This window comes from Undibacterium sp. Jales W-56 (assembly GCF_025548535.1).
Lineage (GTDB): Bacteria > Pseudomonadota > Gammaproteobacteria > Burkholderiales > Burkholderiaceae_D > Undibacterium.
In genome coordinates this window covers 732581-753156 of sequence record NZ_JAJLQW010000001.1, presented here as the reverse complement: position 1 = coordinate 753156, position 20576 = coordinate 732581, and the positions used below count along the sequence as shown (strand labels likewise).

Annotated in this window: 15 protein-coding genes; 10 read left to right on the top strand and 5 right to left on the bottom strand. The window is 49.6% G+C overall.

The genetic code is table 11. The features are described from left to right. Positions 1-129: 129 nt before the first annotated feature. Positions 130-627 (top strand): DNA-deoxyinosine glycosylase, encoded by a 498-nt coding sequence (locus LPB67_RS03355; protein ID WP_262835647.1) that lies wholly within the window; start codon positions 130-132, stop codon positions 625-627. 377 nt (positions 628-1004) lie between these two features. Continuing rightward, the gene (locus LPB67_RS03350; protein ID WP_262835646.1) at positions 1005-1907 is read left to right on the top strand and encodes an ice-binding family protein; all 903 of its coding nucleotides are present in this window, start codon (positions 1005-1007) and stop codon (positions 1905-1907) included. A 212-nt stretch (positions 1908-2119) separates the two neighbouring features. Here the strand turns inward: LPB67_RS03350 and LPB67_RS03345 are convergent, their stop codons facing one another. Then, a complete protein-coding gene (locus LPB67_RS03345) occupies positions 2120-4168 on the bottom strand; it encodes a M13 family metallopeptidase (protein WP_262835645.1) in 2049 nt (682 codons plus the stop codon). A gap of 282 nt (positions 4169-4450) precedes the next feature. Between LPB67_RS03345 and LPB67_RS03340 the strand changes: the two genes are divergently transcribed. From LPB67_RS03340 to LPB67_RS03330, 3 genes are all read left to right on the top strand, one after another. After that, positions 4451-5269: a methyltransferase domain-containing protein gene (locus LPB67_RS03340; RefSeq protein ID WP_262835644.1), complete on the top strand. Its 819-nt coding sequence runs from the start codon at positions 4451-4453 to the stop codon at positions 5267-5269. A gap of 22 nt (positions 5270-5291) precedes the next feature. Beyond that, entirely contained in the window at positions 5292-7073 is a 1782-nt protein-coding gene (locus LPB67_RS03335; protein ID WP_262835643.1) for a GspE/PulE family protein, read from the top strand. Positions 7074-7135: 62 nt separating this feature from the next. Further along, positions 7136-9820: a CHASE domain-containing protein gene (locus tag LPB67_RS03330; RefSeq protein ID WP_262835642.1), complete on the top strand. Its 2685-nt coding sequence runs from the start codon at positions 7136-7138 to the stop codon at positions 9818-9820. On the opposite strand, the gene LPB67_RS03325 is transcribed toward LPB67_RS03330, so the two are convergent. Further along, positions 9790-10716 (bottom strand): SDR family oxidoreductase, encoded by a 927-nt coding sequence (locus LPB67_RS03325; RefSeq protein ID WP_262835641.1) that lies wholly within the window; start codon positions 10714-10716, stop codon positions 9790-9792. The two genes, LPB67_RS03330 and LPB67_RS03325, sit on opposite strands and share 31 nt — an antisense overlap. 23 nt (positions 10717-10739) lie before the next feature. Between LPB67_RS03325 and LPB67_RS03320 the strand changes: the two genes are divergently transcribed. From LPB67_RS03320 to LPB67_RS03310, 3 genes are all read left to right on the top strand, one after another. Beyond that, entirely contained in the window at positions 10740-11765 is a 1026-nt protein-coding gene (locus LPB67_RS03320) for a CDP-6-deoxy-delta-3,4-glucoseen reductase (RefSeq protein WP_262835640.1), read from the top strand. Positions 11766-12055: 290 nt separating this feature from the next. After that, positions 12056-13246 carry an acetylornithine transaminase gene (locus LPB67_RS03315; protein ID WP_262835639.1) on the top strand — a complete coding sequence of 397 codons (1191 nt, stop codon included), beginning with the start codon at positions 12056-12058 and terminating at the stop codon, positions 13244-13246. A gap of 82 nt (positions 13247-13328) precedes the next feature. Beyond that, positions 13329-13949: an FMN-binding negative transcriptional regulator gene (locus LPB67_RS03310; protein WP_262835638.1), complete on the top strand. Its 621-nt coding sequence runs from the start codon at positions 13329-13331 to the stop codon at positions 13947-13949. 60 nt (positions 13950-14009) lie between these two features. Here the strand turns inward: LPB67_RS03310 and LPB67_RS03305 are convergent, their stop codons facing one another. Further along, positions 14010-15773 carry a glycoside hydrolase family 44 protein gene (locus tag LPB67_RS03305; protein ID WP_262835637.1) on the bottom strand — a complete coding sequence of 588 codons (1764 nt, stop codon included), beginning with the start codon at positions 15771-15773 and terminating at the stop codon, positions 14010-14012. 400 nt (positions 15774-16173) lie between these two features. On the opposite strand from LPB67_RS03305, the gene LPB67_RS03300 reads away from it, so the two are divergent. After that, positions 16174-17121: an alpha/beta fold hydrolase gene (locus tag LPB67_RS03300; RefSeq protein ID WP_262835636.1), complete on the top strand. Its 948-nt coding sequence runs from the start codon at positions 16174-16176 to the stop codon at positions 17119-17121. Between the two features lie 85 nt (positions 17122-17206). On the opposite strand, the gene LPB67_RS03295 is transcribed toward LPB67_RS03300, so the two are convergent. Both LPB67_RS03295 and LPB67_RS03290 read right to left on the bottom strand, forming a co-directional pair. After that, entirely contained in the window at positions 17207-18070 is an 864-nt protein-coding gene (locus LPB67_RS03295) for a tetratricopeptide repeat protein (RefSeq protein WP_262835635.1), read from the bottom strand. Positions 18071-18316: 246 nt separating this feature from the next. Further along, positions 18317-19333 (bottom strand): GGDEF domain-containing protein, encoded by a 1017-nt coding sequence (locus LPB67_RS03290; protein WP_262835634.1) that lies wholly within the window; start codon positions 19331-19333, stop codon positions 18317-18319. 409 nt (positions 19334-19742) lie between these two features. Between LPB67_RS03290 and LPB67_RS03285 the strand changes: the two genes are divergently transcribed. Continuing rightward, positions 19743-20519: a substrate-binding periplasmic protein gene (locus tag LPB67_RS03285; protein WP_262835633.1), complete on the top strand. Its 777-nt coding sequence runs from the start codon at positions 19743-19745 to the stop codon at positions 20517-20519. The last annotated feature ends 57 nt before the right edge of the window (positions 20520-20576 follow it).

The window sequence follows — 20576 nt, the reverse complement described above, 5'->3', positions numbered from 1 at the left end:
CTATCCGTATATCCATTTTTCGACCCCAGAAATGTTAAAAACAGGCTCGCACTCCTCGATTACTGTGCCACTTCAACGCATCAGGAACGAGGCCGTCGTTGACGGGCGGTTAACACCGGAATTCTCATGATGATGCGAAAACGAAGCTTCGATTCGGTTGTCGATGAACATGTTCGTTTGCTGGTATTGGGTAGTTTGCCCGGCGACGCATCGCTCGCGCAGAGTCAATATTACGGCCATAGGCAAAATCGATTTTGGCAATTGATGTCCGAGGTCATCGACGTTGATTTACCCTCATTGGACTATCCGGAGCGGCTCCAGGCCTTACTGAAAAACGGAGTCGGCTTATGGGATGTGATTGCCGAGGCCCGACGTGACGGCAGTCTTGATAGCAACATCCGAGACCAGGCCAATAACGATCTCGTCGGGCTATTATTCGATCTTCCCCGCCTGACCACCATCGCATTCAATGGCGGCACTGCTGCGCGGCTAGGATTAAAGACCTTGCAGGAGCACGCGAACCGTTATCGAATCATCAAACTACCATCGAGCAGTCCTGCCCACACACTGCCATACAGTGAAAAATTGAACGCCTGGCTGGCATTGAAAGAGTTCCGCCGAAACTGATCATTACCGGGAATAACACGGTGCCTCAGTAGTTACAGAGAAGAATGAGTGCAATATCCCCCGCCAGAATCTACGCCGACGACGCAATTAGTGTCACGCAACGATGCTGTTCTCACAAATGCGCGTACTAAAGCGCATATTCGCATAAAGGCAGCGTCGCCAGCCCATTGCACATTGCCAGAAAGAGAAAATTCTTTAGCAAGTGCGATTATCTGTTCTTGTTTTATGTCGATAAATTTTACATTTTTATAATTATTTCAATAGAATTTATATAAGCCATTGATAAATAAAGGGAAAATAAATGGAACGAATCGTGCTTATATAGTCAGGAGAGTACCTCATGACTTGTGAAGCTCCCATTTTTTAAGGAAACAATCATGAGATTCAGATCCGACAATCCAAAAAATATTCCTAGCATGCGTTCATTGCTAAGGTCGGGCCGGCTGGCATGGAGTTTGGCAGGAGCAATTTGCTGCGCTTCGCCAGCAATAGCAACGCCGATACTCGGCCCTGATTTAGCGAGCTTTGCTGTTCTGGGCGCCAGTGGGGTGACGAATGTCCCTGTCAGCATCATCGGCGGGAACCTGGGATCAGCACCAAACGCCTCGGTCGGCGGCGGGTACATTTTCACGTCGGGATCGCTACAAGCAAATACCGCTACGGCGCAGCAGGCGCAATTGGATCTTGACGCAGCGATCATTACGCTTTCTGCCTTTGGAGTCGGGACTACTGTTACAGGTGGGAATTTTGACGCTTGGCAAGCTCTTCATGGCGGCGTTTTTCTACCCGGAACTTATACGATTCCCGCAGCCCTCGTGAATCTGACGGGAAACCTTATTCTAGACGGAGGGGGAAACAATAATGCGGTGTGGGTCTTCCAGTTTCCGAGCACACTGATTACCTCGACCACATCAAACGTCTTGGTGCAAAATGTCGGCAACGGTGCGAATGTCGGAGTATATTGGAATGTCCACAGCGCGGCTACCATCAACGGAACGACTTTCGCCGGCAATGTCCTTGCGCACGACCTGATCAGCAGCGACGGTAATCTGACAATGAATTGCGGACGGCTCCTGTCAGCAACCACGCAGGTAACGCTTATTCAGGACAGTATTTCGATCACTGGTTGCAATGGAAGCAGCGGCGGTTTCGACCAAGGCGTAGACATCGGATCGGGAGGAACAGGCGGATCGAATGGTCATGTCGTACCCGAACCTAGCACGCTTGCAATACTGGGATTCGGACTCGCCTTACTTGGCGTTGTTCGTCGCCGGGTTTGAGATCCGCAGTAATTTCTTTCCGGCGGCGACAGTCATTTCGCTGAAGGCTAAATTGTCCGCACCGGCTTTTAAATTCGGCTAAATTTTCAACTCAAAAAAATGTCATTCCTGCCAAGGCAGGAATGACAAAACAATACTTTTGTTCTTTTTTGTTCTTAGCTGAAAAGCACCTGGCTCCCGGCCCGGTATTGGATGGACACTATCCTGATTGCTTACCAGATAATCACGCGTTTTTCCGGTGCCAGGTACATCTTGTCGCCTTCTTTCACGCCAAATGCCTCATAGAATCCAGGCTGATTGACCATCGTGCCATTGGCGCGGAATTGACCTGGTGAATGCGGATCTGTTTTGACTTGTACAATCTGCTGGGCATCGCGCATTTTGCTACGCCATACCTGGGCAAAGCCCATGTAAAAACGCTGATCGCCTGTCAGTCCATCGATGACCGGCGCTTCTTTACCGTTCAGCGATAATTTATAGGCTTTAAATGCGATGGCAACGCCTGAGTTGTCCGCAATATTCTCACCGAGCGTCAGTTGACCATTGACGTTATAGCCAGGTAGCGGGCTGTAGCTATTGTATTGAGCAACCAGCATGTCGGTCTTGGCCAAAAAGTTTTTACGGTCGTCCCTGGTCCACCAATCACGCAGATTACCGTCACCGTCTGACTGACTGCCTTTATCATCAAAGCCGTGGCTGATCTCATGGCCGATGACTGCGCCAATCGCGCCGTAATTAACGGCATCGTCGGCCCGCATGTTAAAGAATGGCGGCTGCAAAATTGATGCCGGGAAGACGATTTCATTCATGGTGGAGCTGTAATACGCATTCACCGTCTGTGGCGTCATGCCCCACTCTTCCCTGTCTATCGGCTTGCCAAGTTGATTGATGCGGCGGTTGTAGCTGAAGCTGCTGACACGCATGACGTTACCGACCAGATCGCCGGCAACGACGGTCAGTGCAGAATAATCGCGCCATTTATTCGGATAAGCAATTTTTGGCGTGAACTTAGCGAGTTTGGCTTGCGCTTCCTTTTTGGTTTCCGGACTCATCCAGTCCAGGGTATCGATGCTTTGCTTATACGCTGCCAGCAAATTTTTTACCAATTGCTCCATGCGTGCTTTACGCTCTGAAGGGAAATACTGCGCTACATATTGTTTACCTACAGCTTCGCCGAGCGCCCCTTCAACCGAGGCGACAGCGCGTTTCCAGCGCGGGCGCATTTCGGTGACACCGGTAATCGCGGTGCCATAAAACGCAAAATCCGCATCAACAAACTCGTGGGATAAATATTCTGAGTAGCTACGCAATAATTGCCATTCAAAATACGCTTTCCAGGTTGCCAGATCGGTTTTATCGAGTACCTGATTGAAGCCGGTGATATAGCTTGGCTGATTGACGATCACATAATCCACTTTGTTGGCGATGCCTGCCGAAGACAATGCGGTTTTCCAGTCATAGCCTGGCGCGATGCTATCGAGTTGCGTAATCGCCAGCTTGTTATAACGCTTGACCGGATCGCGGTTCTCTACCTTGGTCCACTGGACTTCGGCGATCGCTGTTTCCAATGCCAGGATCGCTTTGGCATGACTGGCAGCGTCTTTTTCACCGACCAGGCTGAGGATTTTTTCTATGTGTTTTTCGTATTTTGCGCGAATCTCTGCCAGTTTAACGTCATCTTTTTTCAGATAGTAATCGCGGTCAGGCAAGCCCAAGCCACCTTGGGTCACGTAGGCGGCGTATTTAGTCGATTCCCTGGCGTCTTGTCCGACATACATCGCATAAGGCGCCGCGACACCGATCTGGTTCATGTGTGCGATCAGGGCTGGGATGGCTTTTTTATCCTTGATTGCACGTATCGCTTGCAGCTCACCGGCTAAGGGCTTATAGCTCAGCGATTCCAGCTTTTTTTCATCCATGTAACTGCTATAAAAATCGCCGATCTTTTGTTCATCCGAGCCCGCTTTTTTCTTGCTGTCTTGCTGAGCGGCTTCAATCAAACCCTTGAGTTGCGGCAATGTGTCATCGCGTAATTTGGCAAACGCACCCCAGCTCGATTTGTCTGCAGGTATCTCGGTGGTTTTAAGCCATTTGCCATTCAAGTGCGTAAAGAAATCGTCTTGCGCACGGACTGCCGGCTCAATGTAACCGATATCGATCCCTGAGATCGGTCCGGTTTGTGTTGCTTTAGGGACGTCGGCAGCAGAGGCGAAACCGGCGAGCAAGCTTAAGGTCAGTGCACTTACAAGATGTCGTTTCACAGCATTGTCCTTTTTGGGGAAGAGTCAAAAAATCGGCGGGTAGCCAAAGCGAAATCTAGCATACGATAATATTCGTCACAAAAGGTTCCAATTACCCGGATTATTCCGATGCGGCTGTGCACCATCTCGCCATGAATTGCCACGGTTTCCAGAGAAGCACTATGGTGACATACGGGGTTTTTTTACAAAAGCGGCTGATGATAGCTAGCCTAAGCGACGATTTTTTTAACAGACCGGCGAAGAATTCACTATTTTTCCATCTGTACTGGGTAAAATGCAAAGATGCTGATCAAAAGAAAATCCATAGAAGCCGAAGCCAACCATCGCTCAGGCCCCAGAGCTGCAGCGACCGCCAAGGCTGCCCGCAAACCCAAGTTTGCCCCCATCACCCTGTCCGAACTCGACGGCGTACGTTATCTGCACTTTGGCACCGAGTGGGTACAGGGTGCGATGCGCATGCGCAAACCCGATTGGATAGAACTCGAATACGCGCAGCAAATGATGGCGTGGATGCTGTTCATCAACGAACCGCGCCATATTGTGCAGCTAGGCCTGGGAACCGGCGCGCTGACCAAGTTTTGTTATCGCCAGTTTGAGCACGTCAAAGTGACGGCGGTCGATCTGAATCCAGCGGTGATTGCGATTTGCGAGAGTATGTTCAAACTCCCGGCGAACGATGATCGACTGCAGGTGATCGAAATGGATGCCCTGGAGTTCGTCAATGATCCGGCCAATCTTGAGCGCTTCGATGTCTTGCAAGTCGATTTGTATGATGCAACAGCGCGCGGCCCGGTGCTCGACAGTGCTGAATTCTATGCGGCTTGCGCCGCCTGCCTGACACCGGATGGCGTGCTGACAGTGAATTTATTTGGCGACCATCCCAGCTATGCCAGGAATTTAAAAGCCCTGCGTTATGCATTCGGTCAGGTGCTGTGCCTGCCGCAAGTCCATGACGGCAATGTGGTGGCGATCGCATTGAAGACAACGGTCAAACCCGACTTCAGCGTTTTATCGCAGCGCGCCGACAGTATCAAAGCGCTGAGCAAGTTGCCAGCCAAATCCTGGGTCAAGGGTCTCCAGGCAGCCGCGGATCCTGCATGAATTTTTTTCTGAATTGAGCGATATGACTAAATCGGCACATCAAACTTTGAACATGCAGCAAATTTTCACCTGGCTGATGGCTGACGGCATCATCCTCAAGGAAAATGCAAAGGCTGAATTCAATAATGCGCAGGCGATTCTGCGGAACGGTCCGGCAGCCATGCATACGCTGACTGCATTGGCGCAAGTGAAGTTACACTCGGCGAAGCTACCGCATCAGCAATTAACCCTGGACTGGCTGACCGAGTGGACCGCGCATAAGGTCAAGCTCCCGTTTTACCGGATTGATCCTTTAAAAATTGATTTCACCCGGGTCTCGGATGTGATGTCATCGACCTATGCGACCCGCTTCAATATCCTGCCGGTAGAATCTACCCAGGATAGCGTGACGATTGCGACGACCGACCCGTTCAATACCGAATGGCAGGCTGAGATTGCCAAGATCACCCGTAAGGAAATCCGCCTGGTGCTGGCCAATCCGCTGGATATCTCGCAATACATCGCACAGTTTTTTTCATTGGCGAAATCAATCAAGGATGCAAAAAAAGCGAGCAATAACGATGCTGCCTTACGCAATAATTTTGAGCAGTTAGTTGAATTAGGCAAAGCCAACAAGCAAGTCGATGCGAATGATCAGCACATCATCAATATCGTTGACTGGTTATGGCAATTCGCGTTTGACCAACGTGCATCGGATATTCATCTGGAACCGAAACGCGAATTGGCCGTAATCCGTTTCCGGATCGACGGTGTCTTGCATCAGGTTTATCAAGTGCCGGCAACCGTCATGATCGCGATGACTGCGCGTATCAAGTTACTGGGCCGGATGGACGTGATTGAAAAACGTCGTCCGCAAGACGGCCGTATCAAAACGCGCACGGCGGATGGGCAGGAAGTTGAGTTGCGTCTCTCAACCTTGCCGACCGCTTTTGGCGAAAAAGTGGTGATGCGTATTTTCGACCCGGAAGTCGTCGTAAAAACCTTACCGGAACTCGGCTTCCCGCCGCTCGATGCGATGCGCTGGGATCAACTGACCGGTAAGCCGCATGGAATTATCCTGGTCACCGGACCAACCGGCTCGGGCAAAACCACCACGCTGTACACCACACTCAAGGCATTAGCGACCTCCGATGTCAATGTCTGCACGGTCGAAGATCCGATCGAAATGGTGGAACCTGCATTCAACCAAATGCAGGTGCAGACATCGATAGACCTGAATTTTGCCGATGGCGTGCGCGCCCTGATGCGGCAAGATCCCGACATCATCATGGTCGGTGAGATACGTGACCTGGAAACGGCCGAGATGGCAATTCAGGCCGCCCTGACTGGTCACCTGGTACTCTCTACTTTGCATACCAACGATGCGCCATCCGCGATTATGCGTCTGCTGGAACTGGGTGTGCCCTACTACCTGCTAGAAGCAACCATGATCGGCATTCTGGCGCAACGTCTGGTCAGGACTCTGTGCCGACATTGTAAATCTGCCGATGGCGACATGCCGGATGCCATATGGAAGAGCCTGACCGAAGAATGGGGTATTCCTAAACCTGCGACCGTTTATCGTCCGGTCGGCTGCCCCGAATGCCGCTTGACGGGCTATAAAGGCAGAACAGGTTTATATGAATTGCTGACGGTAACGCAATCGTTCAGTCAATTAATTCGCCCTGAATCGGATATCCATGCACTCAGAGCGCAGAGTATTTCCGACCAGATGAAGCCCTTGCGTATCGCCGGTGCATATAAAATCATCGAGGGACTGACTACCGCGGACGAGGTGCTCAAAGTAACCTCGTCGCTGGTGTAATCGTCGCTTGCTCCGCCTATTTCATGGATATCCGAACCGCTCAGGATCTTTAAGGACTCTTAATGCCCGCTTTAGCTCAGCGCATTCGCCATAGTTTCAAGTCAAATTTGATTGTTCAAGTACTGACCTTGGCTATTGCTTACGCCTTGCTGGGAAGATTGTCTTTACTGCTCGCAATACCTCCCGGTTATGCGATTGCCGTGTATCCGCCGGCGGGACTGGCATTAGGCATCGTATTGACGCAAGGCTACCGGCTGCTGCCCGGTGTGTTTCTAGGTTCCTTCCTGGTTAATTTTTCTATCGGATTAGAGAGTGGCAATCCATTCTATGTCTCTTGCATCGGATTACCCTTATTGCTGGCTAGCGGAGCCAGTCTGCAAGCGTATGCCAGTACCTATGTCATCCGCGCTAAACTCCGGAATAATCTGGCACTAGATATAGATCGCGATATCTTCCGTTTTTTTATCTGGGGCGGTTTAGCCGGCTGCCTGATCAGTTCCACTATTGGCATTTCTGCCCTGTATCACCTTGATGTGATCTCATCGGAGCAAATTCTCGGCAATTGGCTCACCTGGTGGACAGGCGACACTTTGGGCGAGCTCACCATTACCCCTATCGTACTGATCCTGCTGGCCAGGCCACGTAAAATCTGGCTCTCACGCCGTCACAGCGTGATGCTGCCCTTGGTGATTTGTTTATTGACTGTTTTTATCGCGTTTGTTTTTATTCGACAACGAGAAGAACAAAAACAGCACCTTGAGTTCCGCCTCGAAGCAGCGCGCCTGAGTCAGAGCTTGCAAAACAAACTTGATGTACATGCGGATACTGTCAAGAATATTGAGCGATTTTTTGCCGCATCCAAGAATGTGACGCGCACTGATTTCAATGTCTTTACTGAACATACCTTACAAACACATAAGGCGATTTCTGCTTTACTGTGGATTCCGAGAGTGGCACATGAAGATAGGCAAAGGTTTGAAGAAGCGGTATTGCAGGAAGGATTTATCCATTTCCAGATCACTGAAAAAAATCCTTCAGATGAATTCGTCAGAGCCAGGAATTACCAGGAATATTTTCCGGTTACCTTCATTGAGCCATTTGCCGGCACTTTACCCTATTTTGGTTATGACCTGGGCACCAGCCCCGTCAGCCGCAATGCCATCGAAGAAGCGCGCGATAGCGGCAGTATGGCAGCCACTAATCCGATCGCATTGATCAGTGAAAAAGACTCTCATTCGTCCGTTATGTTATTCGCCCCCATCTATGCACAAGGCAAGGCGCTGACAACCAGGGAAGATCGTGAGCGCGCATTTAAAGGTTCGGCCGTCAGTGTCGTCAGCATCAAAAACATGGTCGCCGACCTGCTCGCTCCTGAAGAAAAAAAACTCTTCCTGCTGAAGTTTTACGACCTCTCTTATCCTGGAGTGAATGGTATTTTTTACGACACGATTTCTGAAATCAATTTGAAATTCTTGTTCCAATCGACGATTGATTTCGGTGGCCGGCAATATGCGTTTCTGGCACAGCCATCACGTAATTATTGGGATAGTCATGTCTCCTGGATCACCTGGTCCACGATGATAGGCGGCTTGATGTTTTCCGGTTTGCTGGGTATTTATCTGCTGGTCGCAACAGCGCATACCTTTAATGTAGAAATACTGGTTGCGCAACGGACCAGCCAGTTGCATGACAGCGAAGAGCGTTTGAGTGCAATCCTGTCGAATGCCGCCGAAGGTATTGTGACTACGGATATGCGTGGATTTATTGCCTCGGCAAATCAATCGGCTGAGGCATTATTTGCCTACCCCCCTGGCACTCTGTTTGGTCGCAATATCAGGGACTTATTTCCTGACGCAACCTCGAACGCCTATCTGCAAAGTTATTTTTCTGATGAGTTTGTGCATCATGGTATACCTATACGCATCGAGGTCACTGGCAGAAAGCGCGGCAATATCGACTTCCCTCTTGAACTGGCTTTGGCCAAAGTAGAATTGGGGACGCAAAATTTATTGGTCCTGATTTTGCATGATCTGTCAGAGCAAAAACGCATAGAAAAACTGAAAAGTGAATTTGTCTCGACGGTGTCGCATGAATTGCGTACGCCATTGACATCGATCCGCGGCGCACTTGGTTTGCTCATGGGCGGGGTCAGCGGTACGCTACCGGAATCCATTAAAAAATTGATACAGATGGCGAACGATAATGCTTCACGCTTGACGCTGCTGATCAATGATTTATTGGATTTTGAAAAACTTGAATACGGCGGCATGCAATTTCAAATGGAGAGGATTCAATTGCATGATCTGGTCAAATCCATTGTCGATGCAAATCTCGGTTACGCCCAGAATTTTTCAATCAAGTTGTTGTTCGAGACAGAACAGGTCGCCGATATGCCGGTCAATGTCGATACACAACGCTTCACGCAAGTGCTGTCTAACTTGCTGTCCAACGCCATTAAATTTTCCCCTAAAAATGGCCAGGTCGCCGTGGAAATTACCCGTTTAAACGACTGGGTCAGAATTGAGGTGATTGATTACGGCATCGGCATTTCTACCGAATTCCAGAAAAATATTTTCCAGAAATTCAGTCAGGAAGACGCCAAGGCAGCGCGTAAATATGCAGGTACCGGACTAGGCTTAAGCCTGTCTAAATCCATGATAGAAAAAATGGGAGGGGAAATCGGTTTTACCAGCGTTGAAGGGCGCGGCTCCCGCTTCTACCTGGATTTGCCTTTGGCAAGCAGCTGATTTTTTGCTGCGCTCACACCGCTCTGCACGGTTGAATATATCAGACGCGCACCCAACTCCAATTTCATTCTGTGATTCAGCAAACGACGCGATTCCGACATGAATGTCAATAACATCGGAGATACTTGCTGAGCGAGTTCGTTGCGAGGCAAACGCGGCGGACGCGCTAAGTCAAAGGCATCCGCAACCAGATCAAAATATGCCGCCATCTTGATATCGCTGTCATCCACCGTATGATAGACGCGATTGACACAACCACGGAATAATGTCAGACGGATCAAATGCGCCAGATCGTCTGCGTGAATGTGATTGGTGTACACATCATCTGCCTCAAGCAAAGCGGGCGTCCCTTTAGCCAGGCGCTCCAGAGGCAGACGGTCCGCGGCATAAATGCCGGGCACGCGCAAAATACTGAGCCGGGACTGACTGCGTCTGGCCCACTGTCGCAAATGACTCTCCGCATCAACGCGACGCTGCGCTCTGGCGTTTTGCGGATGCAGCGGGCGAGTCTCATCGAAGACCGCTCCGCCGCAATCGCCATAGACGCCCGTCGTGCTGACATAAACAAGTACGCTCTTGTCAGGTAAAATGGCGGTCAAATTTCGGGTTCGCTGATCATATCTGCCGTCGGTACGCGGTGGTGCCAGATGGACAACATGCGACGCCAACCCTGCCAGACGCCTGAGTGTATGCGCTTGATCAAGATCGGCTGTAATCGGTACGGCGCCTGCGGCACGCAGTTCTGCCTGTCTGCTGGCCTGGCTGGTGACAGCAAATACGCGAAATTGCTCCCTTAGCAAAGGGAGCAGGCGCATGCCAACGTCTCCACAGCCGAGTATCAATAAACGGGGTTTGGCGAAGCGGATTTTGGCTTTTTTTTCCACAGTATTTTTCATCGTAATCATTTATTCGGGATAGTATGACTTTTCAAGTAACCGTTACTCCAAGTGGTCGTCAGTTTAGCTGCGATGAAGGTGAAACCGTTTTAGCTGCAGCCTTACGCTCAGGCATAGGTCTGCCTTATGGCTGTAAAAATGGCGCCTGCGGCTCGTGCAAGGGTAAAGTGATTGCTGGCAGTGTAACTCATGGAGTTCATCAGCAAAAAGCCTTGTCCGATGAAGAACAAGCGCAAGGCGGCGCCTTGTTTTGCTGCGCCCGACCGGACTCCGACATCAGCATTGAAGCACGCGAGATCATTGTAAGCGGCGATTACCCTTTGAAAAAAATGCCTAGCCGCGTCGCTAAACTAGAACAACTCTCTGACGATGTGATGCTCATCGCGCTGCAATTACCCGCGAATGAAAGACTGCAATACCGTGCGGGCCAGTACATCGAATTCATGCTGCGCGATGGTAAGCGTCGTAGCTACAGTATGGCAAATGCACCGCATCTGGACGAGCAAATTACTTTGCATGTGCGCCACATGCCGGGCGGTCTGTTCACCGATCAGGTATTCGGCACACTGAAAGAGCGCGACATCCTGCGTTTCGAAGGACCGCATGGTACTTTTTTCCTGCGCGAAGATTCTGAAAAACCAATGATCTTGCTAGCATCCGGCACTGGTTTTGCGCCGATCAAAGCCCTGGTTGAACACCTGATTTATGCTAAATCGACACGCCCGGTAACTTTGTACTGGGGCGGCCGTCGGCCGCAAGATTTGTATATGCATGCACTATGCCAGGAGTGGCTCACTACTCTGCCGAACCTGACCTACATACCTGTTGTATCGGATGCATTGCCTGAAGACGGCTGGACCGGCCGGACTGGCTTTGTGCATCAGGCCGTGATTGCCGATCATGCGGATTTGTCCGGCTATCAGGTGTATGCCTGTGGCGCACCGGTTGTTGTGGATTCTGCCAGACGTGATTTCGTCAAACTGTGCCAGTTGCCGGAAGACGAGTTCTATGCGGACTCATTCACTTCGGAAGCGGATCTGGCGGCTTAAATTTAGTCGTTTAATTCAATCGCTTAAAAAACTGAAAAAAATTTTGACGCATTGCAAAAAACGTCCTACTATCCGTTTTATGAAAAATTTTACTGACATGTCTTCACCGAATATCGCGCGACGTCGTAGCTCGCTCTGCGAGCCTGGGCAGATGTGTCAGTGAACGTGCGCGTCAGATAAAACCGCACAGCATATCTAAGCCACAGGCCTCACCTGTGGCTTTTTTATATCTGCTCATTTTATCCGATCTACTTTAGTCATAGTCCTTCACCCTTATCAGGAGTTTTGAAATGGAATTCAGTCAGTACAATGTCAATGCCCTCATGTACATCACACCAAGGCCGGACCTGGTTTTTACCGAAGGCAAAGGAATGTGGCTGACTGACCATAAAGGGAAGCGCTACCTCGATTATTTGCAAGGCTGGGCCGTGAATTGCCTGGGACATTCACCGCAATGCATACAAGACGCCCTGGTCGCCCAATCAAAAAAACTTATCAATCCCTCGCCCGCTTTTTACAATGCGCCGGCGATTGAGCTCGCCAGCCTGCTGACGGCCAATTCGTGTTTCGATCGCGTATTTTTTGCCAATAGCGGTGCAGAAGCCAATGAGGGCGCCATCAAACTCGCGCGTAAATGGGGGCAAAAAAATAAGCACGGCGCTTTCGAGATCATCACCTTCGATCACGGCTTTCACGGCCGCACCCTGGCAACCATGTCCGCCTCTGGCAAACCCGGCTGGGACACCATTTTTGCACCGCAAGTCACCGGCTTTCCCAAAGCCGACCTGAACGACATTGCATCAGTCGAAAAGCTAATCTCCGAAACAACCGTAGCGGTGATGCTGGAACCAGTCCAGGGTGAAGGCGGTGTCTTGCCGGCGAGCCGCGAATTCATGCAGGCTCTGCGCGCATTGACTAAAAAGCATAATGTGCTGCTGATCGTCGATGAAGTCCAATCTGGCATGGGACGTACCGGCGAATTATTCAGCTATCAATTATCCGGCATTGAACCCGACATCATGACGCTGGGCAAAGGCATAGGCGGCGGCGTACCGCTGGCAGCATTGCTCTGCCGTGAAGAAGTAGCATGCTTCGTACCGGGAGATCAGGGCGGCACCTACAACGGCAATCCGTTGATTACGGCGGTTGGGGTAGCAGTGCTCCAAGAATTGCTGGCACCGGGATTTTTGGCCTCCGTCCATCAAAAAGGCGATTACCTGAGTCAGCAACTACTCCAACTCTCTGAGCAATTCGGTCTGCAAGGCGAGCGCGGCGAAGGCTTATTGCGCGCGCTCAGACTCGGTAGCGACATCGGACCAAAAATCGTCGAAATCGCCCGTGATATGGAGCCCGTCGGTTTATTGCTGAACTCGCCGCGCCCCGACCTGTTGCGCTTCATGCCGGCATTAAACGTCAGCACCGAAGAAATCGATCAGATGATTGCAATGCTGGCGCAAGTGCTGACACAGCTGAAGAAATAAAGGCTTGTCTAATTTCCGTACTGCGTAATGCCTCAACATTACGCAGTGCTTCCCTCTCTTGTGCGACAAGAAAGACAGCGGCATGTACCTTCCTTCCCACTTTAAGCAAGATGACCCGGCACTGTTATTAGAGGTGATGCGTCGCTATAACTTCGTTAGCCTGATCTGCGACATTGACGGTAGTCCGTTTGCCAGCCATATCCCGGTGCTGGCGGAAGAACGCGATGGACACATCTTCATCGACGGTCACGTGGCGCGTGCCAATCCCCAATGGCAAGCGATGGAAACCGGCGTCAAGACTCTGGCGATTTTCCACGGTCCTCACACATATGTTTCACCTGGCTTATATCAACCCGGTAATCGGGTACCGACCTGGGATTACATCAGCGTCCATGCAAGCGGCGACGCAGTAGTGATGCATGAGGCGAGCGATAAATTATCCGTGCTGGCAAAACTGATCGCGCATCATGAACCGGATTTCCAGGCAAACCTGGATCAAATGCCCGATACTGCCAGAGACGGATTGTTAAAAGGCATCGTCGCCTTCCGCATCAAAGTCGACCGACTTGAAGGCAAGTTTAAACTCGGCCAGCATCGATTAGCTGACGATGTTCCGCATGCCAAGCAAAAGCGGTATCAGGCTGGCGACGATCATCAGCGCGATATCGCTGGGTGGATGCAACGTCTGGGGTATTGGGAATAATAAGTGCAGGCAAGTTCTTCGCTTCGCCAATGAATCTACCTGCTTATTACCTATTAACATCTATGGCTTCAAAACAAAATGCAAGACTGAGCGCGCCGGCATCAGGTAACTGAATTTATTCGCCTTGATGCCGCTGACGCCGGTCTGTGCTGTGATTGCGGTATTCGTGCCACTGACGCCCCATACTTGCGCGGAATTCAAGCTGACCGGATTAGTGACTTGAAAATTTGCTGCCAGTGCGCTGGCGAGCCGGTTGATCGCGATGATGTGCAGCGTGCCAGGATCGGCCTCACTCACTGCGGCATATACGGCAGCATTTGCATTGCTGCTGGAAATCGCCTGTACCGATATCTCGGGAAAGCTCGACATTCTGCCATCGTAGTTGCGGAAAATTTTAAAACCGGAGGTGATGAAGCCTTCCGCATCGCCGAAATAAGTCGCCAGATGCACGCCCTGCCTGCCAAACGTGCCCAAGGCATCGGCTTGTGCAATCGCACCGGTGATGTCATCTTTACCGCCAAAGTTATATTCGCTAATCGCCAGCTTGGTATCAGGATAAAAATCATTGATGGCCTGCTTGAGCTTGGTCACGATTTGCAAGCCGCGGCCATCGGTAAAACCGTTGCCGGGTCGGGTAATCCAGCTCGGCTCTACATAGCTGGCATCCCACAGACTGCGGACGGCCTGCACGCGGTCGTTGGCGTTATATGCTGCTTGCGGATAGTAGTGGAACGAGAACACATCCAGCAAGCGTTGATTCGCTTGTTGTGAGGCGGTTTTCATCGCCGACAGATAGGCATTCGCCATCGTCATGCCGTTGTAGCGATAACGGTCTCCAGTCGAGTTACTGACAAATGGCTCTACATTGTAATTAGCCCAGTCGGCAGGCTGGTGCGATTGCGTACCGTCCCAGACCGCCCACAAGCTGAACAACCCGAGATATCCGCTGAGCGCCGGGCCATACGTTTGTGCCGAGCGATCTATTCTTTTGATGGTGGAAGCGAGTGCAATATTTTTTTGTACGACATCGGCAACCGTGGTCAATGCAGGATATAAATTCGGATGAGTGCCGCTACCATTGTTGGGATCTGCCCAGTGATGCCAAAGGTCAGGTTCGTTATCCAGCTCATAGCCCTTGATGCCGCTTGCGGCTTGTGAATTACCATATTTCTGAATTAAAAAATTCAACTCTTCATCAACATAAACCACCTCATCCGAGAGTGCCGGCGTGGTCGATAAGCTACCGGAACTGGCTGGTTTGTCGTTGACGATTGTGAGCCAACGGGTCGTATCGATATTCGATGGTCCTGCTGTGCTTTGCCACAAATCGTATCCCTTGCAGGTACTTGGCGGAGTTAAGTTGACGATGTCCTTGGGAAGCTTGCCGGCAGCGGGGAGCTGTAATAAGGAATAGGTATTTAAAGCCAGCGATTGATCATGGAAGTTGACCAGCGCCGCACCGGGGGCATAATAGGCCAAACCAGCCGTGCCGGACGGATTGCCCGCGCCAGTGATCGCACTCACGGCTGCATTCGATGAATTACACCAGTCTTCACCGGAATTACTGACGCCGTTTTCCCAGTTATAACTGGTCATGGAATTACCGCCCAGACGCCGCGATACCAGGTTCAAACTTTGCAATGCCGCCTGCCCGCCCTGATTACTCCAGCCCGGCCGGTTGGTACCATCGGCATAAGCGTTGTAGCCGTAAATCAGAGGGCTGATTGGCTTGCGCTCCAGGCTAGTATTAATCGTAAAACTGATGCTTTGCGCATAAATGCTTGTTCCGCTCAGGCATAAGTTCAAAAGTACCAGAATTTTCATCACATTGTTGCATCTCATCGCATCCTCGGATCTATCTGAATTGCCTGTACATATTGCTATTTTTATTTCCATACGGAAACTTAAGATCGCAATTATGCGCCGAGATTCTTGATTTTAATTGCCCGGCATTAATTATTTTTCTTTACGGTGGATTTTTGCCGAACAACAAATCAAGGCAAGATAACTAATTTGTATTTACGTAGACCGGGCCGTGCTGTATCGCTATGGGGGGCGTCGTACCTGAGATCGAGGTAGCTAATCTGCCACAGGCAATTTTTACAAGACAAGATCAGCAATCGGAAATAGTCTTAAAATGCTATACAGACAATTGAAACCAGAAGAGATAGCACGTCTGAAATAGTTTATTCTCGGTATGTATATATAAATTCAGGAGGCGGCGATGCTAAAAAGAAGCGTACAACTGGCAGGCGTTCTGTTCCTTGCTTGTATTTTCTTTCTGGCCGTCCTTGTCGCCACCACTTGGGCGCCTGACCAGCCGGTCGCCAATTTGACGCAGAAATGGGCTCCGGCGCCTTCCACTTTCATTAATCTCCATGGCTTGAATGTACATCTTCGCGATCAAGGCCCCGCCTCAGATCCTTTGCCGATTGTGCTGATCCACGGGACCTCCTCCAGCCTGCACACGTGGGAAGCCTGGGTCGATGTGCTGAAGACCCAGCACCGCGTTATCACCATGGATTTACCGGGCTTTGGCTTAACGGGACCCAACGTGCAGGACGATTACAGCAACCAAGTATATGTGCACTTTATTCTCGATCTGATGGATAAGCTAAGCGTGCAGCGTTTTATCCTCGGCGGTAATTCGCTGGGCGGTGAAATCGCCTGGCAAGTAGCCGCCAGCGCACCGGAACGCGTGGCCAAATTAATATTGGTAGATGCGGCGGGCTATGCATTTACGCCAGAATCTATTCCATTGGGCTTCAGGATTGCGCGCACGCCGGTACTGAATAAATTAGTCGAATTGACTTTACCCAGAGACATGATGGAAAAAAGTATCCGCAATGTTTACGGCAATCCGGAGAAAGTCACACCGGAACTGGTCGACCGATACATCGCGACCACTCTGCGCGCAGGCAACAGGCATGCGCTGGTCAGGCGTTTTGGGCAATTAGATGGCGGTGCCAGTGCCGATAAAATTAAATCGTTGCACTTGCCTACTCTGATCCTCTGGGGAGGAAAAGACAAATTGATACCGGTCAAGTATGCGCAAGAATTCCATCGCGACATTCCTGACAGTCAGTTACAGATTTTTGATCAGCTAGGTCATGTACCGCAGGAAGAAGATGCCGCGCTTACTGTGAAGGTAGTGCAAGAATTCTTACGCTAGCCTGTTGCCAGAGAAACTGACTGCATTGCTGACAGCCCCGGTCCCTGCCCTATTTTGGTCACATCTGCGCTCAACAAATTTGAACTCAGATGTCTGAAGTATCTTCTGCAATCAGATGAATGCTTGACCGCTCATCGATTTGCACATCGGAACCAAGCGCCCATGTTTCCGAAAGGCGCTGGGTATCGTCAATTAAATCCTGGGTGGTACCGTCACTCACGAGTTCGCGGCTGTCCATCGATTTTTTGCCGGCATCAAAGCTCGCCATCATCAACAGCTTGTAACCCTCGATGACGTTCTGGGACACGCCTTCGCCGTTGAGATATTTCATTCCCAGATTAAATTGCGCGCTGGATAAACCCTGCTCTGCGGCCTTGGCATACCAAAACACCGCTTTCTTATCGTCGTGAGGTACACCATTGCCATTTGCGTACATGGTTCCCAAACGATATTGGGCATGTGGATTGCCTTGGTAGGCGGCTTTTTGGTAGGAGATCAGTGCCTGTTTCAAATCCTGTCTGACACCCTCACCCGCAGAATATAAAACGCCAAGATTCAGGTAGGCCACCGGGTAACCCTGGGCTGCGGCTTTTTGATACCAGTAAGCGGCTTTTTTTGAATCTTGAGGTAAGCCCAGCGCATTGCTGTACATTAAACCCAAGTTAGTCTGTGCACCGGCATGGCCTTTATCAGCCGCCTTGCGAAACCAGTCCAGGGCTTGCTGGTAATCTTGCGCAACGCCTCCCCCGTGGAAGTACATAACGCCAAGCTTGGTCTGCGCCAGAGCATCGCCCTTATCAGCTAGCTGGGTAAGCGCAATCAAATCGGGGGCAATAGATTTTTTCTCAGTCCCGGTCGTGTGCAGGCGATTAATCAGTCCGTCACCCAGAGCAGTAGTGAAGCTCGCAAAACCGACCAGGAATAATAGTCCTTTTTTGATACGTGTCATTGCCGTTTCCTCTACTACAAAGTCTGGACAACTTGAATCCGCACTATTCACTAAAAAAATTGAGCAATGAAACGGCGAACTAAGCACGCACTCAACAAACCACGGAGGGCAAGCAGTCAATATGCAAGCCGGCACAGATTTAAGTCAAGCGAGACTTCACAGTATCAAAAGGATGTAACACAACTATTTAGAATAAGTAACAATTTGTAGTCAAATTGTGAGCAATTCTATTTTGAAGAGAATGTTTTACGTCGCAACGCGCACTGTATTTCGGCCACCTTGCTTGGCCTCATACAGCATGGCATCCGCCCGCTGAAACCAGGATGACGCCGTTTCAGAGGGAGTTATTTTTGCCACCCCAATTGACACCGTGACAGGACAATCTGCACACAACGGGGATGATTCAACCTTGGCTCTAAGTTCTTCTGCCAGAACGCTAGCCGTTGATATGTCGGTTCCCACAGCAATGATGACAAACTCCTCGCCGCCATAGCGAAAAACACCATCCGTGGCACGTAATCTGGTTCGTATCAAATCACAAAGTTTTTTTAATACCTGATCGCCAACTGCATGCCCAAATTGATCGTTCACTTTTTTAAAATGATCAAGATCCAATAACAGCAGGCACGACTCAAGAGGCTTCTCCATTTCATCATCAGAAAACGCCTCTAAGGCCCGATCTAATGCACGTCGGTTGCCGGCTCCCGTAAGAAAATCATGCTCGGCCTGCAGATTCAATTCATGATGCTGAAGATTTGTCCGGTACGAAAAAATATACGAAAAAAGATTAATCAATACTAAAGTGACTACAACCGATGACAAATCGAGCAAATTCATTTGCCGATTCAAAATCCATACTATTGCGCTCAAAGAAAAGGTATTGATCAGCAATGCATGACTTGCTTTCAACATAAAGTAAGCCGCAATCATCGTGGGATATACCCAATAAACAATCGACGCTCCCTTGATAAAAACTGCAGCGAGCATGCCGATTGAATAAAAAATCGTCACGATCAAACTAGCTCGCTGGACCCGACCGGTACGCCAGACAAATAGGAAGATAGCGATCATCCCGGAGACGATCGTCAGATCGACTATCGCCAATGTCCAGTTGGCCTGGAAAAGACGAATAAGTCCAAATGGAAGAATACTGGGGATACTGAGCGCGCACAGCATCAAAAGGATGATTTCCTCTTTTGATCTGTTTCTTTTTTTGACAGAAAAATCAAAATTGTCTTTGTCGCTTGCACGAGTTCTTTGCATCACGCCAACCTGTCAAAAAGTGAATCTGGCAACTCCTGGCACAGGTGCACAATCAAACTATGATCCCGTTGCTTTGGAGTTTTTTGTCGCTTTGATTATGGATGAAATTGCCCAGAAATGCATTAATACATTAGTGTATGAAATCATGTGATGTGCCGATTTAGCAAATCAGGTAACAATAACTTACATTGCCGGATATTAATGTTGGCGAATAATAAAAAGTATAATGGCAGAATTCAATTTAAATCGATAACGTAAATTCCTAAACTTCTTAGCCTTTAATCAAATTCAGCTCAATTATTTTTACCTCCTTGAGTTAGGCTGCCAATCAACGGCATGCTATCAAACAACCCCTCCTTGCCACACTCACGACAGACAGCATGGAAATTTCGCACGGAAGCACGTCTTTATGTACGCAGTTAAAAAGATCTATCGCTTCTTACTCTTTTTATCGCTGATGCTAGTTGCGAGCTTAACTGCCGCCGCAACTATGCCTCTTTTAATTGCCGAATCAAGGGATGAAAACGGCGACATCGCACCGATACGCCCTGAAAACCAAAAATTGATTGACTACTTCGAGAGAGCTTTGGATCTACAGTTTGAGATACGTCGCTACCCTCTACCCCGTCTGGTGGAAAGTGTGAAAGCAGGAGAAGGGATAGGTTTTGGCCTGTCCAAGAGCCAAGAGCGGCTCAAAGTGATGCGTTTCTCGGAAGCGATATTTACCGATTTTGTATGGGTTGTTGCACGCAATGACTCGACATTAAAATTCAACACGTTACAAGACTTACAAGGTAAATCAGTCGGCATTGTCAGGGGTATTCGTTATGGAGAAAAAATCGACAGCATGCGCGGTAGTTTTTTTAAAGTGGAAGAAGACCAACCACAAACGAGCTCAAGACTGAAAAAATTACTCTCTGGCCGCATGGATGTCATGTTGTTCAATTCTCGTGCAGCTAATGCAAAAGAATTAGAAATCGAATTGAATCAGTATGTCAAAGATAAAAACCTCCGGACCTCATCGCAAATGAAATTCGCGATCAAAGTATTTTCCAAACCTTTTTTGGCGGACGATATTCACTTTACTGCGGGTTTACAAAGTGACCGCGATATCATTGAGAAGATTAATCTTGCCATCATCAAAGGGCGCAGATCAGGCGAACTACCGCAATTATTCAGGCAATAGGGTTAATTGTTGACTGTTTTAAATAAAAAAACCTGAAGCAACATCCGCTTCAGGTTT

Coding starts and splice junctions, on each gene's coding strand:
- LPB67_RS03355 (WP_262835647.1), top strand. CDS start 130: ATGATGCGAAAACGAAGCTTCGATTCGGTTGTCGATGAACATGTTCGT.
- LPB67_RS03315 (WP_262835639.1), top strand. CDS start 12,056: ATGGAATTCAGTCAGTACAATGTCAATGCCCTCATGTACATCACACCA.
- LPB67_RS03325 (WP_262835641.1), bottom strand. CDS start 10,716: ATGAAAAATACTGTGGAAAAAAAAGCCAAAATCCGCTTCGCCAAACCC.
- LPB67_RS03300 (WP_262835636.1), top strand. CDS start 16,174: ATGCTAAAAAGAAGCGTACAACTGGCAGGCGTTCTGTTCCTTGCTTGT.
- LPB67_RS03290 (WP_262835634.1), bottom strand. CDS start 19,333: ATGCAAAGAACTCGTGCAAGCGACAAAGACAATTTTGATTTTTCTGTC.
- LPB67_RS03320 (WP_262835640.1), top strand. CDS start 10,740: ATGACTTTTCAAGTAACCGTTACTCCAAGTGGTCGTCAGTTTAGCTGC.
- LPB67_RS03350 (WP_262835646.1), top strand. CDS start 1,005: ATGAGATTCAGATCCGACAATCCAAAAAATATTCCTAGCATGCGTTCA.
- LPB67_RS03285 (WP_262835633.1), top strand. CDS start 19,743: ATGTACGCAGTTAAAAAGATCTATCGCTTCTTACTCTTTTTATCGCTG.
- LPB67_RS03295 (WP_262835635.1), bottom strand. CDS start 18,070: ATGACACGTATCAAAAAAGGACTATTATTCCTGGTCGGTTTTGCGAGC.
- LPB67_RS03310 (WP_262835638.1), top strand. CDS start 13,329: ATGTACCTTCCTTCCCACTTTAAGCAAGATGACCCGGCACTGTTATTA.
- LPB67_RS03335 (WP_262835643.1), top strand. CDS start 5,292: ATGACTAAATCGGCACATCAAACTTTGAACATGCAGCAAATTTTCACC.
- LPB67_RS03340 (WP_262835644.1), top strand. CDS start 4,451: ATGCTGATCAAAAGAAAATCCATAGAAGCCGAAGCCAACCATCGCTCA.
- LPB67_RS03330 (WP_262835642.1), top strand. CDS start 7,136: ATGCCCGCTTTAGCTCAGCGCATTCGCCATAGTTTCAAGTCAAATTTG.
- LPB67_RS03305 (WP_262835637.1), bottom strand. CDS start 15,773: ATGAAAATTCTGGTACTTTTGAACTTATGCCTGAGCGGAACAAGCATT.